Genomic DNA, 7383 nt, shown 5'->3' on the forward strand with positions numbered 1-7383 from the left:
ATCCGCCGCTACATCATCTGGCGGAACAAGCACGCCGCCGACGAACGACTACGCGAAGTCGTCACCAGGGCGAACGTTGCCTGATGCGGCACTAGTAGTGCGGTCGTGGCGATGACCGGCACCCGGAACAGATGGCGCATACATCCCTCCGGTACTCATGCGTCGCCGCCCGTCTGGACGGCCTTTCCAGGGTCGTGAGGCACCGCGGCCACGGGGGAGGGCTTTTTCAGCCGAACTCATGCCGGCTCGACATCGTCCAAGCCGGCAAGGGCCTGAGCGGCGTGGACGAGCACCAGGTTTCTCGTTGGACCTCCTGGCATCGGCGGGTCGCGCTCACGATGTTCGCCCACGCCATCCTGGCCGTCACCGCAATCGCCGAAGGCCATCGTCATCCGGAGCCCGACGACCTGATCCCCTTGACCTACGACGAGATCCACCTCCTGCTGGCCACGCTGATCAGCCCGGTCCACGACCTCGCGCGCCGACTCCGCTGATCGCACTGCCGGTGACGGCACCGAGCCCGCGCACGCGGCTCGCGCTGGCGACGTGACGCTGCGGCAGGCAGCCGCCCAGCCATGAAGATCACGATCTACGGCTGGAGCAGCCCATGGCGCACCGGTCCGGTCGACGCCGACCCGGCGGACTGCCGGGCGACCCCGCCTCCCGTCGAGGTGGCGGGAGGCGGGGTGGCTCGGCGGGGTGGCTGTTCACCCCGGCGGTCCTGTCAGGGAGTGACGACCCCGATCTGGCTGGCGGAGTTCTCGGTGAACCAGAGGTTGCCGTCGGATCCGGTGGCGATCTCCAGCGGGTTCGAGCCGGAGGTCGGGATCGACACCTCGGAGATCGTTCCCGAGGTCGTGATCTGGCCGATGTCGTTGCCGGCGTTCTCGGTGAACCACAGGGCGCCGTCCGGCCCTGCGGTGATGCCCCACGGGAACGGGAAGAGGGCATCCGTGAGGTCGTAGCCGGTGAACACGCCCGCGGTGGTGACCTGTCCGATCTGCGCCGCTCCGGCGTCCGTGAACCAGAGGTTGCCGTCCGGTCCCGCGGTGATGCCGATGGGCAGTGAGGCCAGTGAGGGGACCGCGTACTCGGTGACCGTGCCGCCGGTGGTGATCTGGCCGATGCTTCCGGACAGTACTTCGGTGAACCACAGGGCGCCGTCCGGCCCGGCCGTGATGCTCAGCGGGTAGGCGCCGGAGGTCGGCAGCGCGTACTCGGTGACCGTGCCGCCGGTGGTGATCTGGCCGATGTTGTCGGCGCCCGGCTCCGCGAACCAGAGGTTGCCGTCCGATCCGACCGTGATGCCCCACGGGTAGGCGCCGGAGGTCGGGAGCGCGTACTCGGTGAAGGTGCCGCCGGTGGTGATCCGGCCGATCTTGTCGACGTTCGACTCGGCGAACCACAGGGCGCCGTCCGGCCCGGTGACGATCCCGGCCGGGCCCGCGTTGGTGGTGGGCACCGAATACTCGGTGAACGTGCCGCCCGTGGTGACGCGCCCGATCGCGTTGGCGGAGTTCTCGGTGAACCACAGGGCGCTGTCCGGCCCGGCGGTGATGCCGACCGGGGCCGCGTTGGCGGTGGGTGTCGCCAGTTCGCTGATCGTGGGGGTCAGCAGGCGGGGCCGCGATGCCCCCGCCTGGGGGTGCTTGCTCGCGAGGCAGCCCACGAGCCCCGCCGGCCCCCGGTGCTGGACGCAGGACTTCGCCCACGGGCGCAGGTGGGATCCAGGGTGGTGGTGCGGGGACTGGCCGAAGGCGACGGTGCCGGGGGCTCCGACAGCGGCCGTGAGGGCCAGGACGACGAGCGCACGATAGAGCCGCCGGAGGCGGCCAGGACGGCGGGACATGAGACACCTTCCCGGAGAACGTGGCGAGGGCCGGGGCGCCGGAACGACACACACGTCACCGGCGTCGGGCCTGTAGAGGAGAGAGGCGAGGCAGTCGTCCGGTACCGCGACACGCGGCTCAGGGCGACATCGCTTTCGCGGTCACGCTGCGGACGTACACTCCCCACTGAACCGGCGTCAAAAACAAACGATGGAGCGGAAGTCACGGGGCTTCCTTTTATGGTCCATTGATGCACGTATCATCTGACTGCATTTCGCAAATCCTTACTGACTGCCGATGATGCGTTCGCTTCCCGGCCCGCCCCGGCCGGGCTCTCTTTCATGGTCGCGTTCGACCAGATGGAGTAATAGCGTTTAGCTTCGTGCGTGTACGGATATCACTGGGGGTCGTCACCGGGGCGATACCGGGGACGGTTGCTGTTCCGGGCTTGGACGACGAAGGAGAGCCCATGCGTATCCGATATTCCATATCCTCCATAGCCGCCGCGGCCGCGGCCGCGATGGTTGTCGCCACCGCCGGAGTGGCCGGCGCCGCACCCGGAGACACGGCGGTCACGTTCTCCGTCTCGGGTGGTTCGTTAGCGATCTCGGTTCCCGCCGGTCCGGTGGGTCTGGGGAGCGGACTGCCCGGAAACTCCGTCAGCGGACAACTGGGCAATGTCACGGTCACCGACTCCCGAGCTCTGCTCACGGCCGCCTGGACCGCGTCCGCGATCTCCACCAGCTTCACGACCGGCGGCGGCACGGCTCCGGAGACGGTCCCGACCAGCGCGATCTCCTACTGGTCGGGGACCGCGAGCTCCACCACCGGCCTGGGCGTCTTCACGCCCGGCCAGGCCACGGCGGCCCAGGCCCAGAGCCTCAACGTCAGCCGCACCGCCTACAGCCTCACCGCAGGCACCGGCAACAACTCCGCAACGTGGAACCCCACGCTCGTCGTCGCGATCCCCGCCAGCGCGGTGAACGGCACCTACACCGGGACGGTGACACATTCGATCGCGTAGCCCAGCCGGCCTGTGGTGTGCGACCGTAGCGGTGCTCGCGTTGGTCTTCGGCGCGAGCACCGCCGCAGCCGAGGGCCAAGGCCAGACGCAGCCTCCCACCACTGAGGGGAGCATCGGCCTCAAGTTGCTCGACGCGCCCCGGGACCGTGAGTCCGACCCGCGCGCGCTCATGTACGTCGTGGACCACCTCGCGCCCGGCAGCGTCATCCACCGTCGGCTGCTGGTGACGAACACCTCCGACGTCGCCCAGCGCGTCGATCTCTACGCGGGCTCCGCCGCCGTCAACAGCGGCACCTTCACCGTCGACGCCGATCGCACCCCCAACGAGCTCACGACCTGGGTCTCGGTGGACGACTGCGTCTCGGACGCGGATGTGTCCAGCAAGACGACGGACTGCGGTACATCGGGCACTCGGCCGTCCACGCCGCCGGCCACCGCCGTGCGCGACGTCCCGGCACACGGCACGGCCGTGGTCCGCGTCGGCGTTCAGGTGCCGTCGAACGCGTCCGCCGGCGAACGGTACGCGGTCCTCTGGGCGCAGGTCGCGGGCCATTCCGGCCCGACCGGGAACGTCCGCCTGGTCAATCGCGTGGGCGTGCGGATCTACCTCGACGTCGGTCCCGGAGGCGAGCCGCCGTCCGACTTCCGGATCGAGGAGCTGACTCCCGGGCGCGCACCCGACGGCACGCCGAAGTTGACGGCCAAGGTCCACAACACCGGCAAGCGTGCCCTCGACCTGTCCGGATCGATGTCGATGACCGACGGGCCGGGATCTCTCAGCGCCGGTCCCTACACGGTGAACCTCGGCACCACCCTCGGCATCGACCAGACCGAGCCTGTGACCGTCCCCCTGGACAGGCGGCTTCCCAACGGACCGTGGAAGGTCCACCTCACACTGGCCAGCGGTCTGGTCCAACACACCGCCACGGCCACCGTCACCTTTCCCGGCGACTCCCAAGCCGGGGCGTCGGTCGCACCGGACACGGCGGACTCCCTCGCGCTGACGCCGGGCATGGCCGCGGGCGTGTCGGCCGTCTGCCTCCTGGCCGCCTGCGGCTGGGTGGTTCGCCGCAGGCGGGTGCGCTGAAGCAGACGGGTCCGCATGGGTCCGTCTGCCGGGGACGGCGATATCAGGCGACGGAGTGGGTCACGGTGCCAGGCCGGCGCCGGGCTCCAGTCGTACGGTGTCCAGGACCGCCGGCCACGATGCGCGGCCGGCCTCCAGCGCGGCGACGAGGGAGTACGGCCGGTCGGGGATCATCCGGTGCTTGGCGTCGCCGCGGCCGTAGGCGTGGCAGTACGCGCGGTCCGGGCAGGTCCCGGCATCCGGCCGCAGCCACGGGGATACGTCCACCGCGAGCACGAGGCGGCCGTCCGCACTGGTCGGTGCACAGCACCGCGTCGGTCAGCTCGAACAGCGCGCGTCGCGCCGCCCGGTCAGGCAGTCGTAGAAGCCCCCCCGGAAGCGTGACAGTTCCGCGAACAGATCGCACAGCACGCCCGGTTCCACCACGCCCCTACGGCCTTCGCATCAAGTCCGGTACCTCTTGGTCGAGTTCAGGATCGCGCGAAGGCCGTATCACCGTCTCCGGAACACCCGGACGAGTGATCATCGGGTCTGCTTGTTCGAAGGCGGACGTTGAACGTCAAGCCGAGGCTGTTCGCGACGTCGCTGCACTCGACACTGACGCAGGTCTTCCGGTGAGACCGGGAGCCACTCATCGGGTGACCTGGCGACTCGGGTGGAGTGTCCCGGGAGGCATTACATGCACCATCACTATCTTATGACTTTAGGCCCCAGGGCCGCCTCCCTGACCAGACGCGCGGTCTCGGGGCCCAGCCCGCCAGAGGAGCCGACGAGGACTGAGTCTGATCGTTGACGCAGGCTCAGTACGCACGGACCAATAGCCGGCTCGGCCACTCGCCGCAGTGCGCGTCGCCCGGACGGTTGCCGTTCCGGGCCTGGACGACAAAGGAGAACCCATGCGTATCCGATATTCCGTGGCCGCCGCGGCCGCGATGGTTGTCGCCAACGCCGGTGTGGCCGGCGCCGCACCCGGAGACACGACGGTCACGTTCTCCGTCTCGGCTGGTTCGTTAACGATCTCGGTCCCCGCCGGCCCGGCAGGCCTGGGGAGCGGACCGCCCGGAAACTCCGTCAGCGGACAACTGGGCAATGTCACGGTCACCGACGACCGAGCTCTGCTCACGGCCGCCTGGACCGCGTCCGCGATCTCCACCAGCTTCAAGACGGGCGGCGGCACGACCGCGGAGACGGTCCCGGCCAGCGCGGTCTCCTACTGGTCGGGGACCGCGAGCTCCACCACCGGCCTGGGCGTCTTCACGCCCGGCCAGGCCACGGCGGCCCAGGCCCAGAGCCTCAACGTCAGCCGCACCGCCTACAGCCTCACCGGGGGCACCGGCAACAACTCCGCGACGTGGAACCCCACGCTCGTCGTCGCGATCCCCGCCAGCGCGGTGAACGGCACCTACACCGGGACGGTGACACATTCGATCGCGTAGCCCAGCCGGCCTGTGGCCCACGACCGCGGATGTCCCGCTGAACCAGGCGAGCCCGCGTGCGTTCACCGGCAGGGGATGGCGGCATCAGGCGACGGAGTGGGTCACGGTGCCCGTGTAGGTGCCGCGCACCGCGGCGGCGGGGACGTTGACCACGAGCGTGGGGGCCCAGCTCGTGGAGTTGTTCCCGTTGCCGGAGGAGGTGAAGGCAGTCCTCGAACTGCCGAGCGACTGTGCGGAGGAGGCGGTGCTCTGGCCCGGGGTGGCCGTCACGGTTCCGTTCGTGTTCGTCGCGGGTCCGGACCAGTAGGAGTCGTTCGAGGTGGTGATCGTCTCGGCCGCCGTGGCGCCGCCGGTGGTGAAGTTCGTGGCGGACACCGTCGCCGTCCACGTGCTGGTGGCCAGTCCCCGCCCGTCCGTGACGGTCAACGTGCCGAGGGCCGCGCTGAGGGTGCCGCCGGGCGCCGCGGTGCCCAGGCCCGTGGTGGCCGGCACGCTGATCGACAGTGTGCCCGTGGTCGGAATGACGGTGATCTGGGAGCTGTTGCTGCCATTGGTCTCGACGGTGTCCACGACCGCGCCGGTGAAGCTGGCCTTGCCTCCGGACGAGGCCGTCAGCTTCCCGGCGGCGGTGTAGATCACGCCGCCGCCGGTGATCCACGTGCCGCTTCCCGAGACCGCGACCCCCGCCGTGTTGTTGCGGTCGGCGATGATCGAGAAGCCGTTGAAGGCCCCCGCGGTCGGGGCACTGAGGGTGGTCTTGCCTCCGGTCTGGTCGGTGAAGGCCGCACCACTGGTGCCCGCCGCGCACGCGGTCGGATAGGAGGGGCAGCCGAGGTAGATCGTCACTCCGGTGCCGTTCAGCTTCCCGCCGGAAATCGTCATGCCGGTGGTGCCGGTGATGACGTACGTGCCCGGGTTGAGGGTGAGCGTGCCGGACAGGGACGAGATGCTGGAGTACACGCCCGGGCTGATCGTCTGGTTCCCCGCGACGTGGTTGACCGAGGGAAACGGCGGGGTCGGTGTCGAAGGACAGGCCGACGCGGCCGGGCACTGGGCCAGGGCGGCGTAGGGGTCGGTGCCGGCGGGCTGGTTGGTCGGGGTCGGGCTGTACGAGCCGCCGCTCGCGGTGGCGAAGCCGGCCGGTGCCGCCGGGCCGCCGATGGTACCCCCGTTCGCGATGACCGAGGTACTGCCACTGACGAGCGCGGCCTGCGTGTTCGTCGAGTTGACCAGGATATTGCCGGTGACCTGGACGCTGCCGGGATGGACGTACAGGGCGTCCGCGGCACTCGGGTTGAGGACGCACAGGCTCGCCGTACACGCGGTCGCGGCCCGGGCGGCGTCGGACGGGCCGGTCACGACCCAGGTCAGCGCGGACGTGAGGACAAGGACCATGGCAAAGAGCACGCGTGACGGACGGCGTCGTCCGCGCGTGCGACCGTGTTCGCTCGCGACCGGACGGCCGAACCGCAGGACCCGGGGCACGCCAGGACGGCACACCGGCGCGCCGTCCGGCCCCTGGCCGTTGTCCACACGTCGGTCAGCGCCCACCCGATCAATGCCTGAGCGTCCAGCGGCGAGTCCTGCCATCACGTCCACCGTCCTCAGTACGGCTCCGAAACGTAGCAAATACCTCATTCTGGACGTAGGTTCCTGCACGAAGTGATGCCGGTTCAGCGTGTCGGGCTTCTGCATCACTTGGAGTCGCACACACCGCCCCGAACTCGGCATCCAGGACCGCAAGATCCTCCGCCGTCACCCCACCGCCAGCCTGACTTCGCGCACTCACGGCGGATCGGCCCGCTGCACCCGCGCACCAAGATCCATCCCTGTAGCACCAGGAGTATCCCAGCCGTTTTGCCCTGGTCGGAGTGGTTCGCGGTGGTGCTGGGACAAGGTCGGCAGCCGACTGTGGGGAGGCAGGGCTGCTGCACTCCACGGCACGGAACCACGATCGGTCGGTCGTGGTTCCGTGCCGAAACGTTCATATCGACGAGGCCGGCCCGG

The 7383-nt window shown here is 69.7% G+C and carries 6 protein-coding genes and 2 pseudogenes; 5 read left to right on the top strand and 3 right to left on the bottom strand.

Annotated elements, in window-relative coordinates:
• Window positions 1-84, top strand: a pseudogene (locus tag ACPC54_RS39175) (transposase); the annotation flags it as partial.
• A 197-nt stretch (window positions 85-281) separates the two neighbouring features.
• Window positions 282-494, top strand: a complete 213-nt coding sequence (locus ACPC54_RS39180) for a hypothetical protein (RefSeq protein WP_498972004.1) — start codon at window positions 282-284, stop codon at window positions 492-494.
• Window positions 495-724: 230 nt separating this feature from the next.
• Here the strand turns inward: ACPC54_RS39180 and ACPC54_RS39185 are convergent, their stop codons facing one another.
• The gene (locus ACPC54_RS39185) at window positions 725-1849 is read right to left on the bottom strand and encodes a Vgb family protein (RefSeq protein ID WP_498972006.1); all 1125 of its coding nucleotides are present in this window, start codon (window positions 1847-1849) and stop codon (window positions 725-727) included.
• A gap of 449 nt (window positions 1850-2298) precedes the next feature.
• On the opposite strand from ACPC54_RS39185, the gene ACPC54_RS39190 reads away from it, so the two are divergent.
• On the top strand, window positions 2299-2853 hold the full coding sequence (locus tag ACPC54_RS39190; RefSeq protein WP_498972008.1) for a hypothetical protein: 555 nt from the start codon (window positions 2299-2301) through the stop codon (window positions 2851-2853).
• 31 nt (window positions 2854-2884) lie between these two features.
• Window positions 2885-3940 (top strand): COG1361 family protein, encoded by a 1056-nt coding sequence (locus ACPC54_RS39195; protein WP_498972011.1) that lies wholly within the window; start codon window positions 2885-2887, stop codon window positions 3938-3940.
• A 78-nt stretch (window positions 3941-4018) separates the two neighbouring features.
• Here the strand turns inward: ACPC54_RS39195 and ACPC54_RS39200 are convergent.
• Window positions 4019-4363: pseudogene (locus tag ACPC54_RS39200) on the bottom strand (transposase); the annotation flags it as partial.
• A gap of 473 nt (window positions 4364-4836) precedes the next feature.
• Here ACPC54_RS39200 and ACPC54_RS39205 point away from each other — a divergent pair.
• Complete coding sequence (locus ACPC54_RS39205; protein ID WP_498972013.1) at window positions 4837-5376, top strand: hypothetical protein; 540 nt, start codon at window positions 4837-4839, stop codon at window positions 5374-5376.
• 84 nt (window positions 5377-5460) lie between these two features.
• On the opposite strand, the gene ACPC54_RS39210 is transcribed toward ACPC54_RS39205, so the two are convergent.
• A complete protein-coding gene (locus ACPC54_RS39210; RefSeq protein WP_498972015.1) occupies window positions 5461-7071 on the bottom strand; it encodes an autotransporter outer membrane beta-barrel domain-containing protein in 1611 nt (536 codons plus the stop codon).
• Window positions 7072-7383 lie beyond the last annotated feature (312 nt).

Origin of the sequence: Kitasatospora sp. NPDC094028 (assembly GCF_049543595.1) — a bacterium.
In the GTDB taxonomy this organism is placed as follows: domain Bacteria; phylum Actinomycetota; class Actinomycetes; order Streptomycetales; family Streptomycetaceae; genus Kitasatospora.